This is a genomic window from Phenylobacterium sp., assembly GCF_031181185.1.
Classification (GTDB): Bacteria; Pseudomonadota; Alphaproteobacteria; order Caulobacterales; family Caulobacteraceae; genus Phenylobacterium.
Window position 1 is genome coordinate 1 of the sequence record NZ_JAPSKZ010000001.1, and the last position, 22,952, is coordinate 22,952.

At 70.2% G+C, this 22,952-nt stretch carries 22 protein-coding genes; 13 read left to right on the forward strand and 9 right to left on the reverse strand.

The window, feature by feature from the left end; translation table 11 throughout:
• The first annotated feature begins 572 nt into the window (after window positions 1–572).
• The 5 genes from RIF93_RS00005 to RIF93_RS00025 all read left to right on the forward strand — a co-directional run bounded on the left by RIF93_RS00005 (window position 573) and on the right by RIF93_RS00025 (window position 5,831).
• Window positions 573–791, forward strand: a complete 219-nt coding sequence (locus RIF93_RS00005; protein WP_309087181.1) for a hypothetical protein — start codon at window positions 573–575, stop codon at window positions 789–791.
• 85 nt (window positions 792–876) lie between these two features.
• The gene (locus RIF93_RS00010; RefSeq protein WP_309087183.1) at window positions 877–1,086 is read left to right on the forward strand and encodes a hypothetical protein; all 210 of its coding nucleotides are present in this window, start codon (window positions 877–879) and stop codon (window positions 1,084–1,086) included.
• Between the two features lie 50 nt (window positions 1,087–1,136).
• Window positions 1,137–3,647: an ATP-binding protein gene (locus RIF93_RS00015; protein ID WP_309087185.1), complete on the forward strand. Its 2,511-nt coding sequence runs from the start codon at window positions 1,137–1,139 to the stop codon at window positions 3,645–3,647.
• Window positions 3,648–3,696: 49 nt separating this feature from the next.
• On the forward strand, window positions 3,697–5,472 hold the full coding sequence (locus tag RIF93_RS00020) for a PAS domain-containing protein (protein WP_309087187.1): 1,776 nt from the start codon (window positions 3,697–3,699) through the stop codon (window positions 5,470–5,472).
• Between the two features lie 77 nt (window positions 5,473–5,549).
• Entirely contained in the window at window positions 5,550–5,831 is a 282-nt protein-coding gene (locus RIF93_RS00025; protein ID WP_309087189.1) for a hypothetical protein, read from the forward strand.
• A gap of 25 nt (window positions 5,832–5,856) precedes the next feature.
• On the opposite strand, the gene RIF93_RS00030 is transcribed toward RIF93_RS00025, so the two are convergent.
• Complete coding sequence (locus tag RIF93_RS00030; protein ID WP_309087191.1) at window positions 5,857–6,015, reverse strand: hypothetical protein; 159 nt, start codon at window positions 6,013–6,015, stop codon at window positions 5,857–5,859.
• Window positions 6,016–6,183: 168 nt separating this feature from the next.
• Between RIF93_RS00030 and RIF93_RS00035 the strand changes: the two genes are divergently transcribed.
• Together RIF93_RS00035 and RIF93_RS00040 are read left to right on the forward strand one after the other, a co-directional pair.
• Entirely contained in the window at window positions 6,184–6,525 is a 342-nt protein-coding gene (locus RIF93_RS00035; protein ID WP_309087193.1) for a hypothetical protein, read from the forward strand.
• Window positions 6,522–6,872, forward strand: coding sequence for a hypothetical protein (locus RIF93_RS00040; RefSeq protein WP_309087194.1), 351 nt, complete (start codon window positions 6,522–6,524; stop codon window positions 6,870–6,872). The genes RIF93_RS00035 and RIF93_RS00040 overlap by 4 nt, the downstream gene beginning before the upstream one ends.
• On the opposite strand, the gene RIF93_RS00045 is transcribed toward RIF93_RS00040, so the two are convergent.
• Both RIF93_RS00045 and RIF93_RS00050 read right to left on the reverse strand, forming a co-directional pair.
• Window positions 6,869–7,684: a hypothetical protein gene (locus RIF93_RS00045; protein ID WP_309087196.1), complete on the reverse strand. Its 816-nt coding sequence runs from the start codon at window positions 7,682–7,684 to the stop codon at window positions 6,869–6,871. The two genes, RIF93_RS00040 and RIF93_RS00045, sit on opposite strands and share 4 nt — an antisense overlap.
• Window positions 7,685–7,839: 155 nt before the next feature.
• Entirely contained in the window at window positions 7,840–10,362 is a 2,523-nt protein-coding gene (locus tag RIF93_RS00050; protein WP_309087198.1) for a TonB-dependent receptor domain-containing protein, read from the reverse strand.
• Between the two features lie 357 nt (window positions 10,363–10,719).
• On the opposite strand from RIF93_RS00050, the gene RIF93_RS00055 reads away from it, so the two are divergent.
• Window positions 10,720–11,961 (forward strand): hypothetical protein, encoded by a 1,242-nt coding sequence (locus tag RIF93_RS00055; RefSeq protein ID WP_309087200.1) that lies wholly within the window; start codon window positions 10,720–10,722, stop codon window positions 11,959–11,961.
• Window positions 11,962–11,977: 16 nt separating this feature from the next.
• Here the strand turns inward: RIF93_RS00055 and RIF93_RS00060 are convergent, their stop codons facing one another.
• Both RIF93_RS00060 and RIF93_RS00065 read right to left on the reverse strand, forming a co-directional pair.
• Window positions 11,978–12,988: a hypothetical protein gene (locus tag RIF93_RS00060; RefSeq protein ID WP_309087201.1), complete on the reverse strand. Its 1,011-nt coding sequence runs from the start codon at window positions 12,986–12,988 to the stop codon at window positions 11,978–11,980.
• Complete coding sequence (locus tag RIF93_RS00065) at window positions 12,985–14,226, reverse strand: serine hydrolase domain-containing protein (RefSeq protein ID WP_309087203.1); 1,242 nt, start codon at window positions 14,224–14,226, stop codon at window positions 12,985–12,987. The genes RIF93_RS00060 and RIF93_RS00065 overlap by 4 nt, the downstream gene beginning before the upstream one ends.
• 122 nt (window positions 14,227–14,348) lie before the next feature.
• On the opposite strand from RIF93_RS00065, the gene RIF93_RS00070 reads away from it, so the two are divergent.
• Entirely contained in the window at window positions 14,349–15,677 is a 1,329-nt protein-coding gene (locus RIF93_RS00070) for a dicarboxylate/amino acid:cation symporter (protein ID WP_309087205.1), read from the forward strand.
• Window positions 15,678–15,800: 123 nt separating this feature from the next.
• On the opposite strand, the gene cydB is transcribed toward RIF93_RS00070, so the two are convergent.
• From cydB to RIF93_RS00090, 4 genes are all read right to left on the reverse strand, one after another.
• Window positions 15,801–16,808, reverse strand: a complete 1,008-nt coding sequence (cydB, locus tag RIF93_RS00075) for a cytochrome d ubiquinol oxidase subunit II (protein WP_309087207.1) — start codon at window positions 16,806–16,808, stop codon at window positions 15,801–15,803.
• Complete coding sequence (locus tag RIF93_RS00080; RefSeq protein WP_309087209.1) at window positions 16,805–18,229, reverse strand: cytochrome ubiquinol oxidase subunit I; 1,425 nt, start codon at window positions 18,227–18,229, stop codon at window positions 16,805–16,807. The genes cydB and RIF93_RS00080 overlap by 4 nt, the downstream gene beginning before the upstream one ends.
• A complete protein-coding gene (locus tag RIF93_RS00085) occupies window positions 18,229–18,810 on the reverse strand; it encodes a GbsR/MarR family transcriptional regulator (protein WP_309087210.1) in 582 nt (193 codons plus the stop codon). Before RIF93_RS00085 ends, RIF93_RS00080 begins: the two co-directional genes overlap by 1 nt.
• A gap of 139 nt (window positions 18,811–18,949) precedes the next feature.
• Window positions 18,950–19,372, reverse strand: a complete 423-nt coding sequence (locus RIF93_RS00090; RefSeq protein ID WP_309087212.1) for a response regulator — start codon at window positions 19,370–19,372, stop codon at window positions 18,950–18,952.
• A gap of 428 nt (window positions 19,373–19,800) precedes the next feature.
• Between RIF93_RS00090 and RIF93_RS00095 the strand changes: the two genes are divergently transcribed.
• From RIF93_RS00095 to RIF93_RS00110, 4 genes are read left to right on the forward strand one after another with little or no spacing between them, the layout of a single operon-like run.
• Complete coding sequence (locus tag RIF93_RS00095; protein ID WP_309087214.1) at window positions 19,801–20,448, forward strand: hypothetical protein; 648 nt, start codon at window positions 19,801–19,803, stop codon at window positions 20,446–20,448.
• A gap of 10 nt (window positions 20,449–20,458) precedes the next feature.
• Entirely contained in the window at window positions 20,459–21,610 is a 1,152-nt protein-coding gene (locus RIF93_RS00100; RefSeq protein WP_309087216.1) for a hypothetical protein, read from the forward strand.
• Between the two features lie 31 nt (window positions 21,611–21,641).
• On the forward strand, window positions 21,642–22,097 hold the full coding sequence (locus RIF93_RS00105; RefSeq protein WP_309087217.1) for a hypothetical protein: 456 nt from the start codon (window positions 21,642–21,644) through the stop codon (window positions 22,095–22,097).
• Window positions 22,094–22,951 (forward strand): hypothetical protein, encoded by an 858-nt coding sequence (locus RIF93_RS00110; RefSeq protein WP_309087219.1) that lies wholly within the window; start codon window positions 22,094–22,096, stop codon window positions 22,949–22,951. Before RIF93_RS00105 ends, RIF93_RS00110 begins: the two co-directional genes overlap by 4 nt.
• The last annotated feature ends 1 nt before the right edge of the window (window position 22,952 follow it).

The window sequence follows — 22,952 nt, forward strand, 5'->3', positions numbered from 1 at the left end:
ACTGCGGAAGGTCGTGCATACGCCCTCGAAAATCCAGCCGCGGCCCCGCGCGGAATCAGTCTCTCCCGACGCGCAACTTGCCATGCGCGGAGCCCGGCGCCCCTGGGGCGAATAGCCGCCCGAAACGTCCGCCCGAAAAAAGCTTCACCGGTGGGAACGGCCATCGTGAAACGGCGTTTTCCGATCCGACCGCACGAAGCCCCCCTGCGTCGCGGTCGGAACGGCCGGCTCCGCACACTCCCCTCGCATTCCCCTGGACCCGAGCGGAGCCGGCCAACTCCCCCTTCAGATCCACACAGCGAGCGGTTGCTGCCCGGCGTGAGCCGCGGCGCGTTTCGTTTTCAGGCTGCGCGCAAACGAGAAGGGCCGCCACGCTCGGAGCTTCGTGGCGGCCCTGGCGACGAGGGGAAGCTGGTCGACGTCCCTCGGGTTCTCGTCGCCCGCCCACAACTGGTGGTCGACGGCGGTTGTTCCCCCAGATTTGGAGTCGAAAGTTTGCATTTTTTTCGCAGGCGCGGTGGAACTGTGGGAACCAATTGGCGTTCGGCGCACGCAACGTCGGCTAGGCGACCATGAGCGACGAATCCTCTTCCGCGCGGGCGGAGCGGTGCCTGTCCATGGCGGCGCAACTGCGCGCCCAGGCGCAGCGCAGCACCGACCCGGACGTGGCCGCCGGCTACCTGGAGCTGGCCGCCATCTGGCTGCAGCTGGCGGAGGACGCCCGCAGCCATTCGCCGGCCAACGACTTCCCCGAAGCCGCCTCCAAGGGCGGCGAGCAGAAGAACGCTTAGCGCCTTTCACCCCCGGCATGCGCCTGGAACTTCGGAACCCGCGGCGGCCCCGTGTGTTTGGCCGCCCATGTCCAAGAGCCGACATATGACCGCGACGGCTCGCCTCGTCTTGGCGGGGGCGTTGCTGGCCGCCGTGGCGGGGGCGCGGGCCGGGGCGACCCTTCGGCCGGACCCGGCCGAGCGTGGGCTGGCGGCGGCGCCCCAGCAGATCTTCCTCGAAGGCGCCGAGCTGGCGGGCGTGGAGCGGGCGGGCGACGGCTGGCCCGTGCTGGCGCTGGCGCCGCGCGCGAGCTGACGCCGCCGCGTTAACGGATTGCGAGCGTTCGGCGGGCCACAACTTCAGGTATGGCAGCCGAAGCGCCGTCGGCCGGACTGGCCCCCACCGCCTCCGCGCGCAGCTATGCGGGCGTCTCGCTGGCGTGGCGGATGCTGGCGCTGGCGACGCTGGTCGGCGGCCTGGCCTATTTCGGCATGCTGGTTCCGCGGGACGTGGGACGGGTGGCGCCGATCTGGCTGGCCAACGCCCCGGTGCTGGCCTGCCTGCTCCGTGCGCCGCGCGGGCAGTGGTGGGTCTGGCTCGCCGCCGGACTGGGGGGCAACCTAGTCGCCGACTTCCTGGCGACCGACTCCCCGCTGCTGAGCGTCGGACTGGCGCTCTGCAACGTCTTCGAGACCTGGCTCTGCGCTGTGCTGCTGACGAAGCTGGCGGGAGGAGACTCGGACGGCCGGCAGACCTGGCGGATGGGGATCAGTTTCGTCGCCGCGGGCGCTGCGGCCTCGGCCTCGGGCTGGATGCATCTGATCATCGGCAGTTCGGACTTCCTGCCGAACCTCCTGATGTGGGCGGTCGCCGACGCCCTGGGCCTGATCATACTGACCCCTTGCCTGCAGGTGCTGCTGGCGCGCCGCCGGCTGCTGGCGGAGCGGCCGATCACGCGCAACGGCGTCCTGGCCCTGGCGCTGCTGGTGGCGGTGCTCGGCGGGGTGTTCGCCCAGAATGACTGGCCCCTGACCTTCCTCGTGCCGCCCGCGGTGCTGCTGGTGTGCCTGGCGCTGGAGGTGTTCGGCGCGGGCGTCGCGGCCCTGCTGACCAGCGCCGTGGCGGTGGCGTTCACGTTCAAGGACCTGGGGCCGCTGGCGGCGACCCAGGGCGGATCGACCGCCCGACTGATTGTGCTGCAGATCTTCCTGCTGGTGAACTCGGGCATGGCGTTCCAGATCGCCGGCGTGCTGCACAACCGCCGCCGGATGCGCGAGGAATTGGAGCACGCCCGCGCCGAGGCCGAGGCCCAGGCGGCCGAGGCCCTGGCCGCCAAGGCCCAGTACCGCCAGCTGGCGGAGCGGGTGACCGATGTGATGACGCGGGCCGACGTCTCGGGCGAGCTGACCTACATCTCGCCGAGCGCCGAGGCGGTCATGGGCTTCCGGCCGGACGAACTGGTGGGCCAGAATTCGTTCGAGATGGTCCATCCGGACGACCGGGGCGAGTTCGCCCAGGCCCACCTGGACATGATCAGCGGCCGGCGGGCCCCGGGGACGCCGATCTGCTACCGCGTGCGGCACAAGGACGGCCGCTGGGTCTGGGTCGAGGGCAATCCCTCGCTGGTGCGCGACGAGGCCGGGGGCCCGGTCGAGTTCGTGGACGTCTCGCGCGACGTGACCGAGCGGGTGGAGCTGGAGACGCGCCTGGCCAAGGCGCTGGGCGAGGCCGAGCAGGCCGCCCGGGTGAAGTCCGAGTTCCTGGCCAACATGAGCCACGAGATCCGCACGCCGCTGACGTCGGTGCTGGGCTTCGCCTCGATGCTGGACGAGATGCCGCTGGAGCCCACGGCCAAGGGCTATGCCGGCAAGGTGGTGAGCGCGAGCCGGACCCTGCTGGCCATCGTCAACGACGTGCTGGACTTCTCGAAGCTGGAGGCCGGGCAGCTGGCCATCAAGCCGCGTCCGGCGGACCCCGTGGAATGCGCCGCCGACGTCCTGGAGCTGTTCGGCCCGCAGGCCGAGGCCAAGGGTCTGTCCGTCGGGCTGGAGACCGGCGAACGCGGCCTGAGCATGATCGACCCCGACCGGCTGCGGCAGGTGCTGATGAACCTGGCGGGCAATGCGGTGAAGTTCACCCAGGCCGGCTCGGTCCGGATCGCGTGCGTCTGGGATGCGGCGGCCGAGCGGCTGACCTGCCGGGTTTCGGACACCGGGCCGGGCCTGGACGACGAGGCCAGGGCCAAGCTGTTCCAGCGCTTCAGCCAGGTGGACGGCGGCACGACGCGGGCCCACGGCGGCACCGGGCTGGGGCTGGCGATCTCCAAGGGCCTGGTCGAGGCCATGGGCGGTCGCATCGGCGTCGAGAGCCGGCCGGGCGCGGGCTCGACGTTCTGGTTCGAGATCCCGGCGCCGGCGGCGAGCGGGGCCGCGGTCGAGACCGAGGAGGCGCCCGAGGCGCGCGCGCTGGAGGGCCTGCGCGTCCTGGCGGCCGACGACAATCCGCAGAACCTGGAGATCCTGCGCTCGATCCTGGCGCCGATGGGCGTCGACCTCACAGAGGCGAACAACGGCGCCCAGGCGGTGGAGGCTGCGAGGCTTGCGGCCTTCGACCTGGTGCTGATGGACCTGCGGATGCCCGGCGTCGACGGCTGGGCGGCGGCGCAGGCGATCCGCGACGGGGACGGGCCGAACCGCGACACCCCGATCCTGGCGTTCTCGGCCGACGTGGCGCCGGACCGCCGTGGGGCCATGGGCGTGTTCCAGGACCTGGTCCGCAAGCCGATCGAACCCCTGGAGCTGCTGAAGGCGATCCTGACCTGGACGCAGCCGGCGACGATCCAGGGCGACGAGGCGGAAGACACCGCGGCGGCTTGACCGCACAAATCGCCGGCGCGAACAGTGTTCGTTCGCGTGGGACTGAACCGTGTTTCGACTGCCGAGCCACACCGACCTGTTGGCGAGCGTGGGCGAGGGCGCGCCCCGGCGCCTGGTGCAGACCAGCGCCGCCCTGGTGGCCACCGCCCTGGCGCTCGTCCTGCGGGCGATCATCGAGCTGCTGGTCCCGGGCGTGATCCCCTTCGCGCTGCTGTTCCCGGCGATGCTGGGCGCGGCGCTGCTGGCCGGCTGGCAGTCGGGCGCCCTGACCCTTGTGCTGGGGGGCCTTCTGACGTGGCAGCTGACGACCCGGTCCACCGGCATGCTGCAACCGGGCGAGCCGGCGACGGTCGTCAGCCTGGTGCTGTACGCCGCGGCGGGCGGCGCGATCATCGCGTTCGCCGAGGCCTACCGGCGGGCGGCGCACACGCTGTCGCGGCAGCGGCGGGCGCTGTTCGACAGCGAGGCGCGGCTGGACCTAGCCACCCGGGCCGCAGGGGTCGGCGTCTGGGATTGGGACCTGCGCACCAACGCCTTGGTCTGCTCGGAGCAGGCGAAGGCGATCCTGGGCCTGCCGGCCGGCCAGCCCGTGACGCGGGGCCAGGTGGTCTCGGCCACCCACCGCGCCGACCGCGACCGCGCCTGGGCGCAGGTGCAGCGGGCCCTGGATCCGGCGCTGCGGGACGTGAGCCCCTATGAGTACCGCATCGTCCGGCGCGACGACGGGCGGGTGCGCTGGGTCTGGGCCATCGGCGAGCCGGTGTTTGAGACGGTGGACGGGGCGCCGGTCGCCACCCGCTACGTCGGCACCATCCAGGACATCACCGACCGCAAGCTGGCCGAGGACAGCATCCGCGCCTCGGAACAGCGCCTGAGGCTGGCGCTGGAGGCCGGCCGGATGGCGGTGTGGCGCGTGGACCTGAACCGCGGGATGCAACCGACGCCGGAGCTGAACCGGCTGCTGGGCTTTCCGGCCGACGCCCGGCCGACGCTGGAGGAGGTGCTGGCCGGCTACCTGCCGGGCGAGCAGGACCGGATGCGGGCGGCGATCGAAGGGGCCTTGGCCAAGGGCGAGCGCTTCTTCGAGGTGGCCTACCGGCACCGGCGGCAGGACGGCGCCGTGCGCTGGCTGCTGAACCGCTCGGAGATCATCCTGAACGACGCCGGCCAGCCGACGGGCGCGCTGGGCGTCGTCATGGACATCACCGAGCGCAAGGCCGACGAGGAGCGGCTGAAGCTGCTGGCCCGCGAGGTGGACCACCGCGCCAACAACCTGATGGCGGTGGTGCAGGGGACGGTGTCGCTGTCGCAGGCCGAGACGCCCGAGGCCCTGAAGGCGGTGATCGTCGGCCGGGTCAGCGCCCTGGCGCGCGCCCATCAGCTGCTGTCGGAAACGCGTTGGGAGGGGGCGGACCTGCGCCGGCTGGTGGAGGAGGAGCTGCTGGCCTTCAGCCTGGGGACGGCGACGCGGGTCAGCATCCGCGGACCCGACCTGGCCCTGCCGCCGGCGGCGGCGCAATCGATCGCCATGGCCCTGCACGAGCTGGCCACCAATGCGGCCAAGTACGGCGCGCTGAGCCAGCCCGAGGGCCGCGTCGACGTCGCCTGGCGAGGCGGCGGATGCGAGCCGTTGCGCCTGACCTGGACCGAACGCGGCGGACCGCGCGTGGCGCGGCCGCGGCGGCGCGGGCTGGGCACGGCGATCCTGTCGCGGGCGCTGGCGGGGTCGCTGGGCGGAAGCACGCGCATGGACTGGCGGCCGGAGGGGCTGGTCTGCGAGATGGAGCTGCCGGCCGAGGCGGCGACTCGCCAGCTGGCAAACTGAACCATTCCCATCATTTGCTGTTGTCAAGCTCGCCACGGTGGCGTTTTTTAGAGCTGCGTCAGAAGGTCGCGAACGCCATGGCCACACTCGCTCCGTCGCTGCAGATCGCCGCCGTCGCCGCGGCCATCGGCTGGCCCTTCGCGGCCGGCCTGGGCGTGGTGCTGTGGTCGAAGGCGCGGGCGGCCGAGCGCCAGCGCCGGCTGGCGGCGCTGGAGGGCGACCTCCGGGACCTCTACCGCGACGTTGAGGGACGGCCCATCCCGGACCGCCTGGCCTTGGTGGTCGAGGCGCTGGAGGAGGCCGAAGCGCTGAAGCCGGCGCCCGCTTCCAGGACGAAGCGCCCGATCGTCGCGAGCTGACGCGCCCAGACGGGCGCTCGGGGGCTCAGCCCTTGCGCGTCCGTTTCCAGAAGACCTGCACCGCCAAGGCGATCAGGCAGATGACGAGCAGGAAGCCCGCGATGGCGCGCGCCGCATCGACCAGAAATCCCACCACCGCAAGGGCGACGACGGCTGCGAGCAGGAATGCGATCCATTTACCCATGCGCAAGGAATGGCCAAGGCGCCGGCGCGTTCCGCCCCGCCTCGGCGACATGACCGTCTGTTGCGGTCTTGAAATCGCCACGGGTGCGGGGTCGAAATGTCAGGGCGGAGCTTCGGGCGCTCCGCGACGCACGGGGCGAACACGATGATTGGATCCCTGAGGCAGGCGTTGACCAGCCGGACGGCCGGACCGCTCGCATCCGTGGCGGCCCTGGCGATGGCGGCTCTGCTGGCGGTCTCCTGGACCGGCTGGCAGGCGGAGCGGGCGGCGCTGGAGCGCCGGGTCGCGGAGCTGACCCAGCAGGCGGACCGGTCGCAGGCGCTGTGGCGGGCGCAGCTGTCGGCGTGCCACGCCGCGGCCGGCGCCGAACGGCTGACCGAGGCGGCCTATGAGACGCCGCAGGATTCGAAGGACGCCGCGCGCCGGCTGCTGACCCAGCAGCCCGAGGGGATCGACGTGTGTGCGCGCATGGAAAGCGCCGACCAGGCTGTGCTGTCGACCCTGAAATGATCGGCCGAAGAGGGACGGCGATCGTGCTGACGGCGGCGGCGCTTGGGCTGGCCGGCTGCGAGACCCTGCGCGGCCGCAAGGTGGAGCCGGCGCCCGAGCCGCCGGTGCTGGTGCTGCGTCCGCCCGAGGTGGTCCGAGTCGAGCCGCCGGCGCCCGACGCCCGGCCGCGGCCGCAGCGGAGTTGCGTGCCGCGCACCCTGGGACCTGCGCCGCGCTATCCGGACAGCGACGCGGCGCTGCGCAACGCCGCGGGCGCGGCCGACCGCTACCAGCTGATGGCGGCCGGCCGGCTGATGCGCCAGCGGCGGCTGGAGGAGCTGGAGCGCGTGGTCGCCGGCTGCCGCTAGGCGGGCGCGGCGGCGGCGGACAGGACGGGCCGGCGGCCGGCGGTCCAGCCCGCCCATCCGACCAGCAACCCGGCCACGGCCACGAGCGCGGCGAGCGGCAGGGTGGGCCAGGCCGCGGCGCGGGCGTAGAGCGCCTCCCACCAGGCGGCGGGGCCGACGAACTCGAACAGCAGCGCCATCAGCAGCGTCAGGGCGCCCGAGATCGCGAAGGGCCGGCCATACGGCCGCACGCGCCAGGCGATGAAGAAGGCCAGCGCCGCGATGACGAGGTTCGCGCCCTGGAAAGCGCCGTGAAGCAGCGCGAAGTCGGGGCCGCCGGCGACGCCGAACCGCACCGCGCCGAACAGGCGTCCCAGGATCGGGCCCAGCAGGAAGATGGTGGTGGCGAGCAGGTAGCCCGCGTGCAGGGCGGCGGACCGTCGCCGGCGCAGGGCCTCGAAGTAGAAGAGGGCGAACCCGGCCACGGCGACGATGTCCAGCCACGCGAGGCGGGCCGCGTACAGGGTGTAGAACGGCGACGCCTCGTCCGCGAAGCGCTGAGCCATCCCGATGAAGATCGAAACGCCGCCCGCCAGGAACAGAGGGAAGAGACCCAGGCTGGCGAGGCCGAGGGTGCGGTGCAGGCCGCGGCGGCCGGCGTGAATCGCCCAGCCCTGGACGGCGAGCAGCACGACCCAGAGCGTGGCGGTGACGCCGTGGGCGTGGAACTGCAGCGGCGCGGTGGCCACCTGGCTGAGATAGCTGGGCCAGAAGGCCAGGGCCGCCAGCGGCAGCAGTGCGAGCACGTACCAGTAGGCGTTGCGATAGGGCATGCGCCGTCTCCCCCGAAGCGTGGGGCGAGCTTGGGCCCGCTCGCCCCTGTCCGCAAGAGCGGCGTTCGTCCGACGACGTTCGACGGGGTGGCCGGATACGAAAACGCCCCGGCGGTGAGGCCGGGGCGTTCCGAGGTCCGGGCTGAGCCCAGGCCCTAGAAGCGGTACTGCAGCTCCACCCCGTAGGTGCGCGGCGGAACGTAGGAGATGGTGCGGTTCACGAAGCCGGTGTTCGGGCCGGTGGTGATCCGCGAGCCGTCAGCGCCGGCGATGCCTTCCTGTTTGAAGATGTTCTTCACGTAGCCGATCACCGTGAAGCGGTCGTCGGCGTCGTTGAAGAGCAGGCGGGCGTCGGTCTGATTCCAGGCCTTACCTTCGTTGTAGTAGCGGTTGAAGATCGAATAGTAGGTGTCGTCCTTCCACACGTGGGTCAGCGAGGCCGACAGCGAGCCGACGTCGAATTCCCAGGTGTAGTTGACGTTCACCGTGAAGCGGTGCGGCGTCGAAGATGGCAGCTTCTGGCCTTTCAGGTCCTGGACGCCGCCGGCGCCTGAGGGCGTGGCGCCTTCAACCCGCGCCAGCGGATCTTCCGGATCCTGGAAGCAGCAGGCCTCGCGCAGTTCGGCGTTCAGGTAGGAGTAGTTGGCCAGAATCTGCAGGTTGTCGATCGGCTGCCAGATGGTCTCCAGCTCGAAGCCGACGATGCGCGCCTTCGGCATGTTGAAGAAGCGCGTGACGTTCAGGTCGGTCACCGGATCACGGCCGGTGATCGGGATCTGGATGTCCTGGTAGTCGTAGTAGTAGGCCGAGGCGTTCGCCTGGAAATTGCCGCCGAAGGTCTTCTTCAGGCCGACCTCGTAGGCGTCGATCGTCTCTTCTTCGGTCGTGACGTTGGGGGCCAGCGTCGTGGTGCCCGAGTTGAAGCCGCCCGCCTTATAGCCGCGCGTGTACTTGGCGTAGGCGAGGGTGTCGGGATCCGGCTGCCAGTCGATGCCCAGCGTGCCGGTGACGCCGCTCCACTTGTTCTTCAGTTGGCGGTGACGGAGGCCGGTGGTCGGATCGGTGTAGACGAGGTCGCCCACGACCGAAGGGTCGTACACCCGAACGCCGTTCACGACAGCGAAGCCGGGCGCGGCGGCGTCGGTGATGTCCACCGGCCGATTGGTCAGGCGCGTGATCGGGCAGCTCGCCGTGTAAAGGCAGAACAGCCGGGCGCTTTCGAACGACTTCTTCTCGTCCCGGGTGTAGCGCAGGCCAGCGGTGACCTTCAGCTGTTCGGTGAGCGCGTACTCGGCCTGGCCAAAGACGGCGTAGGACTCGCTGACGTTCTCAGAGCTGCCGTAGGCGTAGCGGCGAAGCGGGTTGGCCGCCATGGGGGCGCCCGCCTGGGTGGTCGGCGTCTCGAAGCGCGGATCGTCGGGGAACCGCGCGTCCGACAGCGTGTAGTTCGAACCTTCGCGGAACTGGTAGAGCCCCAGGATCATCTGGAACGGGCCGTCCCAGGTCGAGGCCAGGTTCAGCTCGTTCGAGAACCACCAGACCTCTTCCTGGTACTGGTTGTGCTGCCGCGGATAGTAGAGCTCGGTGCCCGCCGGCTGCGGCACCGGAGCGCCCTGGGCCAGGTAGGGCAGCTGGAACGGCGCCTGACGCGACGTGCCGTCCAGGTCGGTCTGGAGGCGATAGTCGTAGTAGGTCAGGCCCGTGATGTACTTGATGTCGAAGCTGTCGAGATGCAGCGTGACGTTCGCCACGTAGGTGTTGCTCTCGAGATTGATGTAGTTGCCGTCATCCGTGTTGAAGCACATCTGACAGAGGTTGGCCGGCAGATTGGTGTCCGGCATGCCGTAGTTGGCGGCGTTCGGCGTGAGCGCGGCGCGCGAGCCGATCGTGGTGATGTCGCGCAGGCCGTACTGGGCGGTCGTGCGGCCGCCGGGACCGCGGCCCAGGTTGTGCCATTCGACGGTTTCGCCGCGGACCCACCATTCCAGCTTGCCGTCGCCGAGCTCGCCCTGCAGCTGGGCCTCGACCTGCCACTGGTCGCCGATCCCGCCCTCGTCCTTGCCGTTCGGGTTGAGGTTGGTGAAGTACCCCTCGCCCTGGCTGCTGTAGGTGCCGGCCAGGCGGCCCTGGATGTTGCCGAACAGCGGCCCCGAGATCATCGCCTCGGTGAACCAGGTGTCGTAGTTGCCGAGGCCGGCGCGGACTTCGGCCTCGAATTCGTCGGTCGGGCGCTTGGAGATGATGTTCATCGCGCCGCCGATCGAGTTGCGGCCGTAGAGGGTGCCCTGCGGGCCCCGCAGGACTTCCGTCCGATCGATGAACAGCGTCGACTTGGCGAACTGCGTCACCGACGAGGTGTAGAAGCCGTCCGAGTACATGGCCACGCCGCCCTCGGAGGAGCGGTTGTTCGTGAAGCGGCCGATGCCCCGCATGTTGATGCGGTCGTTGTTGGTCGAATAGGCGAGGCCCGGCGTGAAGTTCGTCAGGTCCTGCACCGAGTTGATGCCGACGAGTTCGCGGCGCTCGTCCGTGTAGGCCGAAACGGCCACGGGGACGTCCTGCAGCGACTGCTCGCGCTTTTCCGCGGTGACGACGAGCTCTTCGATCGTGTTGCTGGGCGCCGTCTGAGCGAAGGCGGAGCCCGCGAAGGCCGTCGACGCCAGGGCGCACGACAGCAACAGAGTCTTCCTGGATAGCATCTGGACGTTCCCCCAAGCCTGTTTTGGACCGCGCCTTTGCGGCGCTTAGATTCGAAAATCCAGCATGGCGGACCGGGCGTCAAGGCAGCTTCGCTACAACCGAGATAGATTGACGCCGTATAGCCGTTTGGCGGCCACCCTCTCGGCGAAGAGTTGAAGGGTCGGTACGGTCGGCGCCCAGCCGGAGAGAGGCACGGCGCCGCTGCGCCGCAATGCGGCCGCAACCGTGAACCCCGCCTGACCGTTCGGCTCATCGCCCCATTCAGGCGCAGCCCCGCAAGCTGGCGGATCCGATAGCGCCGAACGGCGTGCAACACGACGCAAGGACGAACGGACATGATCACGTTTCGCCTGAAGACCGGCCTGATGGCCGCGGCCTGCGCCCTGGCGCTGACGGCGGCGGGGTGCCGCGAGGACGACGGCGCCCGGCGGATCGCCGTGCCCGACCCGACCCCGATCGGGCTGATGCCCGACCCGATGGCGCTGCCCTACGCCGAGCCCGCACCGGTGAACTGGACGGGCGGGGACGTCGGCTATCGCTGGGCCGAGCGGGCGTACGGGCTGGAGCAGGCGTTCTATGACGCGCCGCCGGACTACGCTTTCGATTACGGCGGGGTGCAGCCGTGGGTCTGGGAGACCGCCGACGACTGGAGCATGTACGCCGAGCCGTGGGACGACGGATACCGCTATTACTACTACGAGCCCGGCGCGGCCTATCCGTACTTCGTGCGCGATGGGGACTACGGCTACGGCTACGATCCCGCCGGCATGCTGGTGGCCTTGTTCGACGCCGACGGCGACTACCTGCCGGCCGAGCGGTTCTATGAGGCGGCGCCGCTGGCCGGGCGCTACTACCTGCACGGCCGCGACCTGCGGAACGCCGCGGTTCAGGCGCAGCGGATCCCGGTGACGCAGGACGTCTGGGTGCAGCGTGCGCCGCGGGTGCGCGAGGCCTCGGAGCCGTGGCTGCGCGCGGCGAAGAGCGACCAGCAATGGCGCACCTGGCGTGATCGCCGCGGCGACCGCGAGCTGGAGCGCTTCGCCCGGGAGGCCAGGCGACGCGACCGGCAGACGATCTCCGCCCACCAGGTCGCCAGCCTGGAGCCGCAGCGGATCCCCGCCGACCGGCGGTGGGAGGCCCCTCGCGACGTGCCGGTGCGGCGCGACCTGGCCCGCGCCGAGCGCGAGGCGCTTCGGGCCCAACGCGAACAGGCGCGCGAGATGCGTCAAGCCAACGCCGGGCGCGTCCAGGCCGAGCAGCGGCGGGCCGAACGCCAGATGGCGCAGCGTGCTGAGGGCCAGCGGGCCCAGGCCGAACGTCGGGCGCAGCGGGAGCAGGCGCGCGCCGCCGAGTCCCACGCTCGTCACGCCGCCGCCCAGGCGCGGGCCCAGGAGGACCGCGGGCCGAGGCCCGAGCGTGGCGGCGGCGGGTGGAAGCCCGAGCGTGGCGGCGGTCCGCAGCATCAGGCCAAGCCGCAGCACCAGGACCACGGCGGCTCGAAGCCTGACCGCGGCGGCGGCGGCGGTCAGGGCGGCGGCAAGGGCGGCGAGGGCAAGGGCGGCGGCAAGAAGGACTAGCCGCCGCGGCGGGCTCCTACTCCGTTAGCCCGACTTCCTCGGGCTTGCGGCCTTCCGCTTCGGCCTTGCGGGCGCCGGCCAGGATGCCGGGGAGGGAATAGTTCCCCTCGTGGCAGGCGTACTCGTAGACCGGGCCCTTGGCGGCGTTGAGCGGCATCTCGGCCCGCCAGATCTTGGAATAGACCGTAGGGTCGTCGACGCTGAACTCGTAGAGGATCTGCGTCGGCGAGATGCGGGTGAAGCGCTCGGTCACCTTGGCGTTCGGCGACAGGAACAGGCTGGCCCCGAAGTAGGGGCGCAGCGACTCGCCCGGATTGAAGCGGCTGGTCTCGACGACCAGGGTCTCGCCCTCCCAGCGGCCGACGGAATGGCCCATCCAGGGCGTGCCGGGCGGCGCGCGGTGATCCTTCAGCGGGATGATGCGGGCGTCGTGGTTCATCTCGACAACGATGACCACGTGCTCGGGCGTCTGCTGGATCTGGTAGTGGTTGTTGTAGAGGACGTTCAGCATCGGCGGGCCGGCGGTGGAGCCGAAGCCCAGGATGCAGCGCTCGCCCAGCGGGCGGGCCTCGGGACCATCGAAGGTGTTGCGGGCCTTCTGCAGGGTGGTCTCGTAGAGGCGCCTGCCTTCGGGCGTGTAGGGCAGGCGGCCGTCGGCCGGATCCACCAGCCAGGACGAGCGAGGCTCGCCGCGAATGCGGCCGATGGTGGTGCCGGGATCGACCCAGAAGCTGTTGTAGCCGCCGGGATCGCCGCCGGCGGCGGGCGCGCCGGCGTTCGGGTCGGAAGGCCGGTTCTGGGCTTCGCTTGCCTTGGCCCGCATCTGCTCGAGCGCGCGGGCCTGTTCCTCGGAGACCACCAGCGACTTGAACTGCGGCGGCCGCTCGAGGCTGGTCAGCGAGGCGTTGGTCCACACGCCCTGGATGTCGGGGGCGCCCCAGGCGGTGCGGGGCGCCTTGTAGGCCTGGGCCTGGACGGAGACGGCCGAGGCGAGCGCCAGGACGGCGGCGATCAGGGCGGTCCTCATGCGCGGCGCTCCTGCAGGGCGGCGTAGACCAGGCGGGCGGACTCGCCACGGACGTCGGGCGTGCCGGCGCCGGGGACCGAGCCGCGCAGGTTCTGGATCATGCCGACGAAGATCACGTCGTTGGTCGGGTCGATCCAGAACCAGGTGCCGAAGGCGCCGCCCCACCAGTAGGTGTCGAGACCCTGGGGCAGGCCGCTCTCGGCCGGGCGGCGATGGACGGCGAAGTCCATGCCGAAGCCGACGCCCTTTTGCACGGGACCGTAGAGGTCGACGCCGACGCCGGACTGCAGCACGTCGGCGCGCATGAGTTTGACGGTCTCGGGCTTGAGGATGCGGGCGCCGTCCAGCTGGCCGCCGTTCAGCAGGGCCTGGCAGAAGCGGAAGTAGTCCTCGGCCGTGGAGAACAGGCCGCCGCCGCCGGCCAGGAAGCGCGGCTTCTCGGTGCGCACCGAGGGATCGCCCGTCGGGACGATCTTGCCGGCGGCGTCATAGGTGTGGACCTGAACGACGCGGCTCGCCTTGGCGGCGGGGACCCAGAACTGGGTGTCGACCATCTTCAGCGGGTCGAAAATGTGGCGCTGCATGTACTCGGCGAGGTCGAGGCCCGAGAGCTTCTGGACGACGTAGCCCTGGAGGTCGACGACGGGTCCGTAGGCCCAGTCGGTTCCCGGCTGGCTGGCCAGCGGCAGCCTGGCCAGCTTGTCGACCATGCCCTGGAGGTCGGTTTCGCGAAGGTTGTCCTTCTCGTAAACCGCGCTGACGCCGAAGCCGGCGGTATGGCTCATCAGCTGGGCCATGGTCATCGGCCGCACCTGGTCGACGAGCGCGCCGTCGGCGGTCTTCACCTTGAGGCCGGCGAACTCCGGGATGTGCTTGGCGACGGGGTCGTCCAGCTTCCAGAGGCCCTTCTCGTAGAGCTGCATCATCGCCACGCCCGTGACCGGCTTGGTCATGGAGGCGATGCGGAAGATGGCGTCGCGGGTCATGGGATCGGCCGCCCCGGCGTTCTTCTTCCCGTAGGCGTCGAAGTTCACGACCTTGCCCTTGCGGGCCAGCAGGGTGACGACGCCGGCCAGCTTCTGCTGGTCGACCAGGCCGCGCATGTGGGCGTTCAGCGCGGCCACGCCCGCCGCCGAGAAGCCGGCCGATGGCGGCGGCTGGACGGTGATCTTGGCAAAGGCGGGTGACGCGGCGAACGCCGCGCCGGCAGCCAAGAGGCCGCGTCGGCTGAAGGTCATGTGGTCCTCCCCAGAACCTGTTCTCGTTGGGCCGGAGGATTCCCGATCTTCGAACTTTCGGCCACTCATTTCGATGCCGACATTCTTCGGCTACGGTCGAAGCGACACGTCAGGGGGATTCATTGGCGAGAGCACCCGAAGCCGCGGCCGCGCCGCGCCGCACGCCGTGGTGGGCGCATCTCTATGTGCAGGTGTTGGCGGCCATCGTCCTGGGCGCGGTGATCGGGCACTTCTGGCCTGCGACCGGCGAGGCGCTGAAGCCGCTGGGCGACGCCTTCATCAAGCTGGTGAAGATGATCATCGCCCCGGTGATCTTCCTGACGGTGACGACCGGCATCGCCGGCATGCGCGACATCGGCAAGGTGGGGACGGTGGCGGCCAAGGCCTTTGCCTACTTCCTGGCGGTGTCGAGCTTCGCCCTGGTGGTGGGCCTGGTGGTGGCCAATGTGGTGCGGCCGGGCGCGGGCATGAACGTCGACCCCGCGACGCTCGACGTGAGCGCGGTCGAGGACTACGCGGCCAAGTCGCACGAGATGACCATCACCGGCTTCCTGTTGGACATCATCCCGCAGACGGTGGCCGGCGCCTTCGTCAGCGGCAACATCCTGCAGGTGCTGTTCTTCGCGATCCCGTTCGGCGTGGCGCTGGCCATGGTGGGCGACCGCGGCGAGCCGCTGCTGCGGGTGCTGAACGCGACGGCCGAGGCGTTCTTCAAGCTGGTGGCGATCTTCATGCGCGCGGCGCCGATCGGGGCGCTGGGGGCGTTCGCCTTCACCATCGGCAAGTACGGCATCGACTCGATCGTCAGCCTCGCGGCGCTGGTCGGCACGTTCTACGCCACCTCGCTGCTGTTCGTGCTGGTGGTGCTGGGGCTGATCGCGCGGCTGAACGGCTTCTCGGTGCTGAAGCTGATCCGCTACCTGAAGGAGGAGCTGCTGCTGGTGCTGGGGACCTCGTCCTCGGAGGCGGCGCTGCCCTCGCTGCTGGAGAAGATGGAGAAGGCCGGGGCGCCCAAGACGGTGGTCGGGCTGGTGGTTCCCACCGGCTACAGCTTCAACCTGGACGGCACGAACATCTACATGACGCTGGCGGCGCTGTTCATCGCCCAGGCGGTGGGGATCGACCTTTCGCTGGGCGAACAGCTGCTGCTGCTGGCGGTGGCCATGCTGAGCTCGAAGGGCGCGGCGGGCGTGACCGGGGCGGGCTTCATCACCCTTGCGGCGACGCTGTCGGTCGTTCCCAGCGTGCCGGTGGCCGGCATGGCGCTGATCCTGGGCGTCGACCGGTTCATGAGCGAGTGCCGGGCGCTGACCAACTTCATCGGCAATGCGGTGGCGACCCTGGTGGTCAGCCGCTGGGAGGGCCAGCTGGACCGCGCGGCCCTGGACCGGGCGCTGGATGCGGGCCCGCGGCCGATCGCGGCCCGGCCGGTGGAGGCCGACGCGGACTAGCCCCGGCCGGTCAGCGAAGCACGAGCTTGATGACCAGGCCCACGGCCGTGACCGAAGCCACCCCGGCGGCCCAGAGCCCGACGAACCAGAGCAGCTGCCGGGCGAGCGAAGATCGCAAGCGCATCAATGGTAGCCCTCGTGGCCGACCTTGCCCCTGAACACCCAGTAGGAATAGCCCGTGTAGCCGAGGATGATCGGGATCAGCACGACGGCGCCCACCAGCATGAAGGACTGGCTGGCGGCCGGCGCGGCCGCGGCCCAGATCGTCACTTCCTGGGGCACGATGTACGGGAACATGCTGATCCCGAGGCCGGTGAAAGTCAGGGCGAAGAGGCCGAGCGTCAGGAGGAAGGGGGCCACCTGCCGGCGCTTGCGCAGGCTCAGGAAGAACAGCACCGAGCCCACCGCGACCAGCAGCGGCACCTGGGCGGCGAAGAGCACGTTGGGCATCGAGAACCAGCGCTCCCAGTAGGCCACCTCGAGCAACGGCGTCGCGGCGCTGACGGCGGCGATGCACGCGATGGTCGAGGCGCCCAGCCAGGTGGCGAGCCGATAGGCCTTTTCCTGCATCTCGCCCTCGGTCTTCATGATGAGCCAGCCGGCCCCTAGCAGCGCGTAGCCCGACACGACGCTCGCGCCCGTGAGCAGGCTGAAGGGGGAAAGCCAGTCCCACCAGCCGCCGGCGTAGGCCCGGCCCTCGACCGTCACGCCCTGCAGAAGACCGCCGAGCGCCACGCCCTGGGCGAACGCCGCCAGGACCGACCCGCCTGTGAAGGCGAGATCCCAGAACGGTCGATGGGCTGGATCGCGCCAGCGGAACTCGAACGCCACGCCGCGGAAGATGAGGGCCAGCAGCATGGCGACGAGCGGCGCATAGAGGGCGGGCAGGATGATCGAATAGGCCAGCGGGAAGGCCGCCATCAGTCCGCCGCCGCCGAGCACCAGCCAGGTCTCGTTGCCGTCCCACACCGGCGCGACCGAGTTCATGGCGCTGTCGCGATGGGGGCCCGGCTTGAAGGCCGGGAAGAGAATGCCGATGCCCAGGTCAAACCCATCCATCACGACATAGGCGAACACCGCGAAGGCGATGATGAAGGCCCAGGCCGTCGCCAGATCGAGGTCGATGCTCATCGATCGCCCTCCTCGAGGCCCGACATGGCGCGGCGCGGAGCGACCGCCGGCGCAGGCGTGATGCCGGCGGTGCGGATCGGCGCGCCAGGACCGGTGTCGAGGCCCGGCTCGCCGGGATGCGGGGCATGGCCCATGAGCTTCAGGATGTAGGCCGTGCCGGCGCCGAACACGACGAAGTAGACGCAGATGAAGGCCAGGAGGGAGGCGCCGACGGCTGGGGCGTCGAGCGGGGCCGCGGAGTGGGCGGTGCGCAACAGGCCATAGACCGTGAACGGCTGGCGGCCGACCTCCGTCGTGATCCAGCCGGCGATCACCGCCACGAAGCCGGCCGGTCCCATGGCGACGGCGAAGCGATGCAGCAGGGGCCAGTCGAAGAGCTTGCGGCGAACCCGGGCGAGGAGGCTGAAGGCGCCAAGCGCCAGCATCAGCAGGCCCAGACCCACCATCACGCGGAACGACCAGAAGACCACCGGCACGACCGGCCAGTTCTCGCGCGGGATGGTGTCGAGGCCGGCCAATGGGGCGTTCGGATCGTGCTTCAGGATCAGCGACGAAGCCTTGGGCACTGAGATCTCGGCGTGCACCTTGCCTTGGTCGGGGTCCGGTAGGCCGAAAAGAATCAGCGGCGCGCCGTCCGGGTGGCTTTGGAAGTGGCCCTCCATGGCCATGACCTTGGCCGGCTGGTGCTCGAGCGTGTTGAGGCCGTGCAGATCGCCCGCAAGGATCTGGAGGGGCGCGGTCACCGTGACCATGCCCATCGCCATGGAGAACATCACCCGGGCCCCGCGGTTCGACCGGTCGCGCAGGAGGTGCCAAGCCGCGACGCCGCCCACGACGAGGGCGGTGGTCAGGTAGGCCGCAAGCACGGTGTGGGTGAGCCGATAGGGGAACGATGGGTTGAAGACGATCTGCAGCCAGTTCTGCGGCGTGAACTGCCCCGCCGCATTGACCGTGTGGCCGGCCGGCGTGTGCATCCAGCTGTTGGCCGAGAGGATCCAGAAGGCGGAGATGAAGGTGCCGACCGCGACCGCCACGGTGGCGGCGAAATGGAGCTTGGGACCGACGCGGTTCATGCCGAAGAGCATGACGCCCAGGAAGCCGGCCTCCAGGAAGAAGGCGGTCATCACCTCGTAGGCCATGAGCGGTCCGATGATCGGGCCGGCCTTGTCGGAGAAGACCGACCAGTTCGTGCCGAACTGGTAGGACATGACGATGCCCGACACGACGCCCATGGCGAACGCCAGGGCGAAGATCTTCAGCCAGTACTTGAAGAGGTTGAGGTAGACCTCGTCCTTCTTCCAGAGCCACAGACCGTTCAGGACGGCTAGGTAGCTGGCGAGCCCGATCGAGAAGGCCGGGAAGATGAAGTGGAACGAGACGGTGAAGGCGAACTGAATCCGCGCAAGCAGGATGGCGTCCATCAGCTTCCCGCCTCGTCAGCCGTCCGCCGGTCCTTCGCGCCGAAGACGGGGATCTTGTTCTTGAAGTCGAGGATCTTCGACACGCCGGCGCCCAGCGCGAGCAAGCGCATGAGGCTCTCGTTGTCGAGCTTCTGAACGTCGTCGGCCCAGCCGGTCAGAAGCTCGATCAGGTCGTGCATCTCCCGCATCCGCGCCTGAGCGTGACGCTCCTCGGCGCTGCCGGCCGGCTCCATCAGGATGTCGCGCAGCAAGGTGAGGGTCGGGTCGATCTCACGCTTGCGGCGCTCCTCGGCGAGGGTCCGGACGATCTGCCAGATGTCGTCGGGCGCCTCGATGTACTCGCGCCGGTCCCCCGGCAGATGTCGCTTGCGGATGAGCCTCCAGGATTCCAGCTCCTTCAGACCCATGCTGACGTTCGAGCGGGAGATCCCCAGGGCGACGCTGATTTCCTCGGCGTTGAGCGGACGGTCCGAGACGAACAGGAGGGCGTAGATCTGCCCGACGGTGCGGTTCACGCCCCAGCGACCGCCCATCTCCCCGAAGTGGAGCACGAAGGCCTGAATGAGCGGCGGAAGTTCCATATGTTCGAACTTTCAGAAATTTCTGAAAATACGAGATGGGATGCCGCGCTCGTCCTGTCAACGGCGGGAGCGACGGCCACGATACGAGTTCTTGAACCGGCTCCTGCTGGACCGCCTGTAGGCTCAGCAGAAGCCGACGTCAGCTCGCGTGGGAGAAGCGTCGGGGGGCCGAGAGACCCGCCGCGCGCCGGACCGAGGCCATCAGGCCCGAGACGAGGATCGGCTTGGAGACGAAGTCGTCGAAGCCAAGCGCGGTGTAGTCCTGCGGCCGGCGCGAGAGCACGTCGGCGGTGAGCGCGATAACCGGGGTGCCGCGCTCGGGGCCGGGCGAGGCGCGCAGGCGCTCGATCACCTCAAGGCCGCTCATCTCGGGCATGTGGATGTCGAGAAGCACGACGTCGAAGGCTTCGGTGGCCAGGCGCTCCAGCGCTTCGCGGCCCGACGAGGCCATGACCGCGGCGTGACCAAAGGCGGTGAGGATCTCCTGCACGACGCGCAAGTTCATCGGGTCGTCGTCGACGTGCAGGACCTTCAAAGGACGGCCGGCGTTCGTGGCGCTCACGGCGGATACTCCATCGGGACCCCGCCCGATTGAGGCCAAAAAGTGGCGTGGAGAAGCTAAGGTATGACTGACGGACGTGGCTAACCGCCGTTAAGTTCGCTGAACGGAAGCAACGGCAAGGGCGGGCGCCCGCTGTCGGCAGCGGCCCGACAGATTTCCCTGAGCCCACCTCAGCTGTCAGTCAGTCGAGAAGAGTTAAGCCGCGCCCGACGACTTGGCGGCGAACGCAGTTCCCGTATGGCGCGCGGCTGCGCCGCCGCCCGCAACCTCCGCGACCTCCCCCATCTGGGGGATGTTGGGGCCCCTGCGATGTGGTCCCTTAAGGCCGAGCTTGTTCGGGGGGCGCCGTGGGGGCGGCGCTGGACGGGCTTCAGGGCGCCGGTTTCCGTCGGGGGCGGAGCCGGCGTCTGTCGAAGGGGGATCTCATCTTGCGCAGCAAGCACATCGTCACGGCCTTGATGGCCGCCGCCGTCGGCCTGTCCGCGGCCGGGGCCGCCGAGGCCCAGCGCCGGGAGAAGCGGGCGGGGCCGTCGGCCACGGTCTACCGCGACACCACCTCGCCCGACGGGGTGAAGGGCGTCGGCACCGAAAGCCAGGACATCGTCTCGATGGCCGATACCATGGTGCGCGACCTGCTGCAGGTGCCCGCGCTGATGAACCAGCCGACGCCGCCGCGGGTGATCGTCGACAGCAAGTACTTCCGCAACGAGAGCAGCGAGATCATCGACAAGTCGCTGATCACCGACCGCATCCGCGTGGGCCTGAACCGCGCCGCCACCGGGCGGATGATGTTCATCGGCCGCGAATACGCCGAGATGGTCGAGCTGGAGCGCGACCTGAAGACCGAGGGCAAGGTGGACGTGGGCACCACGGGCCGCACGCGCGCCCAGGCCGGCGCCGACTACCGCCTGGTGGGCCGGATCGGGACGCGCGACGCGGTGGACACCCGCACCGGCGTCACCAGCCGCTTCTCGCAATACACCTTCGAACTCGTGGACCTGGAGTACGGGGCGATCGTCTGGTCGAACCTCTACGAGTTCAAGAAGGAGAACCGCGACGACGTCGTCTACCGGTAGGCCAGGGACGATGCGATCGCTGCCGATCCTGCTGGCGGCCCTGGTGGCCGCGGGCCCCGCACTGGCCGCCAAGCCGCCGCCGGCCCCGCCCGTGCTGCCCATCGACGCCGGGCCTGACGCCTATCGCGAGCGCCTCGCGACCTACGGCGACCGCGACCGGGTGCTGAACCAGATGGAGATCGGCGCGCGGTCGTTCTGGAAGGGCGACCACGCCGCGTCGAAGGCGGCGCTGGACGACGCCATCGGCCAGATCGGGGCGGTGTTCGGCAGCAATCCCGACGCGGCGAAGGCCCGGCAGCTCTGGTACGACGAGGGCTCGAAGACCTTCAAGGGCGAGCCCTACGAGCGGGCGATGGTCTTCCTCTATCGGGGCCTGGGTTACCTGCGCGACGGCGACTTCGAGAACGCCCGGGCGGCGTTCCGCCAGGGTCAGATGCAGGACGCCTTCGCCGAGGAGAGCCAGAACCGGGCGGACTTCGGCCTGCTGGTGTTCCTGGAAGCCTGGGCCAGCCACCAGAACGGCGACGAGGACCTGCGCGACCAGGCCCTGGAGCAGCTCAAGAAGCTGCGGCCGGACTATCCCGGCATCGGCAAGGACCACGACACCCTGGTGCTGATCGAAACCGGGACCAGCCCCCGCAAGCTGGGAGACGGGCTGGACCACAGCTACTTCGTCTATCGCCGGGGCAAGACGATCGCGGCGAACGGCGCCGAGGTGATCAAGGCGGGCCAGCCGATCGCCGCCTACCGGATGGAGGACATCTACTGGCAGGCCTCGACCCGCGGCGGCCGCGAGGTGGACAAGATCCTGCAGGGCAAGGCGCAGTTCAAGGCCGGGACCGGCGCGGTGGGCTCGGTGCTCGCCGACGGGGTCAGCGCCTACAACGACGTGGCCGGCGCGAGCACGGCGGGCGCGGCGGTGGGCGCCGTGGCGGGCGTGTTCCTGATCGTGTCGTCCAGCACCAAGCCTCAGGCCGACACGCGCTACTGGTCCTCGCTGCCCGACGCCGTGCACGTGCTGACCTTCGCGTCCAAGGGCAAGCCGCCGCCGCTCTCGGCGCGCTTCCTGAAGGACGGGCAGCCGGCCGCCACGCCCGAGACGCCGATCGCCTGCGAAAGCTTCGAGACCCGCAAACACCTCTGCCTGGCGCGCGCCTACTAGCCCGCGTCCGGCCCAGAAAGGCATGATCCCGATGAAGACCAACGCCCTTCGCGCCGCCGCCGCCCTCGTCGCTCTGGGCGCGCTGGCCGGCTGCGCCACGACCCAAGGCCCCGAAGGCGGCGTGCGGATCGACCAGCAGAACAACGTCCGCCCGGCGCTGAACTCTGTGCGGGTGATCGACGGGTCGCTGGCCCGCTACATCGGCCGCAACGCCAAGGTGGACAGCGCGCTGGACGTGGAAGGGACCTATGTGACGCCGGGCCCCACGGGGCTGTCCAAGCTGACCGTCCAACTGCGCAACAAGACCAACTACGCGATCCCGCTGGAGGTGCGCGCCTCGTGGTTCGACGCGAACGGCGCGCCGACGGATGCGGCCGCCTCGTGGACCAAGCTGTTCGCCCAGCCGCAGGCGATGGTCACCTTCGAGACCTCGTCCATCAAGCCGGCCTCGGCGCAGTACTACGTCGAGGTGCGGGGCGCCCAATGACCAAGATCCTGATCCCGTTCGGGCTGATCACGCTGGCGCTGGCGGTGGTGCTGGCGGCCCCGGCGGCCAGCCAGCCGCGGGCCGCTGCGCCCGATCCGGGCTACCGGTCGAACATGCCGGCCGTGAACCCGGCGGCGCCCAGGGTCGATCCGGACGCGCCGAACCATGGCGCGGCGGGCGCCTTCTCGGACTGGAACGCCCGCAACGGGCGGCCCAGCATCCTGGTGTTCTGGAACCGCGAGCTGACCGAGGACGGGACGACGCTGCACGACAGCGTCACGGCCACGCGGGCCGACGGCTCCGCCGAGAAGGGCGCCTTCGTCGCCCGCGGCCGCGGGGTGACGGTGGCGGGATCGGCGGCGGCCGCGACGGTGACGTCCGAGACCCGCACCTATCAGGAACGCACGACCGACAGCCGCTACGGCTTCCGCGACGACGTCTTCGCCAAGCAGGTGGAGTCGGCGATGCTGGGGACGTTCCTCTCCGCCGGGGCGCGGGTGATGGACCGCGAGTCGCTGATCCGGAACCTGTCGGCGGGCAAGTCGCGGGACGAGCGGCTGGACATCCAGCACCTGGAGACCGTCGCGCTGAAGCAGGGTGTGAAGTACCTGGTGGAGGTGCTGCCGGACAATTCGGCGGCCTCGGCGACGGGCGTCAGCTTCACGGTGAAGATCACCCACCTGCCCACGTCGACGGTGCGCGGGCAATTCGTCACCACGGGCGAGCCGCCGCGCGGCCCGACCCGGCTGGTCGCCGGCCCCTCGGGCTTCGAGCGCCGAGCGGCCGAGGGCCGCGCCACGCCCGAGCTGATCGGCGCCCAGGTGGCCTACGAGGCGATGGGGCGGCTGCGCTGAC